This window comes from Paenarthrobacter sp. CM16 (genome assembly GCF_013179505.1).
GTDB lineage: Bacteria > Actinomycetota > Actinomycetes > Actinomycetales > Micrococcaceae > Arthrobacter.
The window spans coordinates 1-1,082 of sequence record NZ_JABMCX010000564.1; the positions used below are offsets into that span (position 1 = coordinate 1).

At 55.6% G+C, this 1,082-nt stretch carries 1 protein-coding gene; it reads left to right on the top strand.

Annotated features, from left to right (window positions below):
• On the top strand, window positions 1-787 hold a 787-nt coding region (locus HP499_RS24510; protein WP_216660297.1), incomplete at its 5' end, for a hypothetical protein.
• Between the last annotated feature and the right edge of the window lie 295 nt (window positions 788-1,082).

Sequence of the window (1,082 nt, forward strand, 5' to 3'; positions counted from 1 at the left end):
CACGCTTAATGGCTGGACCACAGCGACGTGCATTCTCTTGGATGTCGCGAAAGCCTCAAACGATGACCGTGACTGGGACGTGTTCAACAAGTCCGTTCAAGGCATGGAAAGTATCATCAGCCTTTACGACGTCCCCGAGCTCGCCAACTCCCGCTACAAACTCGAAGGCGACGCTACCTTCCAGCTCAATGCCGTGGGCAGCGACGTGCAAGTGACAGATTGTCAGGTAGTGGTTCCCTCAGCAGGTGTCTTCGCTGCGAACGTGGAGGGCGATCAGGCGGGGGAAGCTCTCAAAACAGGTCCCTTGAACATTCGAGACGGCAAGTTGGGGCGTATCAAGGTTCGTTTGAGCAGGTTCTCTTGGCCCGCGCCTAACCGACTTTTGATGAAGGTAACTGCTGAACGTGCTGCTCAAGTCAAGGTGGCTATTGGGGAGACGACCTATAACCCCTTCGGGAGTGTGCCAAAGATAACCGGTCAGAAGCACCTTAAAGAGTTCGATCTACTGCCCGGAGAAAACCTTATTGAGGTTCCAGTGCCATGGATTGCTGCGGAGATGGTTGCACACCCCACCAACTTCTCCAAGAAGCTCACAGGGCGGCAGTTCAACGTCTATCACTACATCCACATTGATACGCTCACCAAGATCGTGGAGCAGTCTGGCAGCGAGCTCCTGGGCTACTACCTCGATAAATGGAGGCACGCTCCGTCGTTGTGGGCCGACCATCCGGCCTATCAGGATGAACGCCTCATGCTCGAACGCTTCGACATGCACAAACACAAGTAGCCACAACCAACAAATGCCCCCACCGTACGGGTGGGGGCATTTGTTATACGGTGCCGAAGAAGCCGCCCAGTGGCGTCTGTCTCGCGCGGCGGTGAAGGGCGTAAGCGGAACGTCTTGATGCAACGAAGGGCCCTTACGCGGCAGGCTAGAGCGTTGTAGAGTCACCTTCCATAATCGCCAACACCTCAGGATCCTCCCAGACTATGGGCGCGTATATCTGCCCTAGCTGCTGGATCAACTCAACGCATTCGGGGACGTCGGCCTCAGGTACGCGCTTCAGTTTGTGGATAAACCA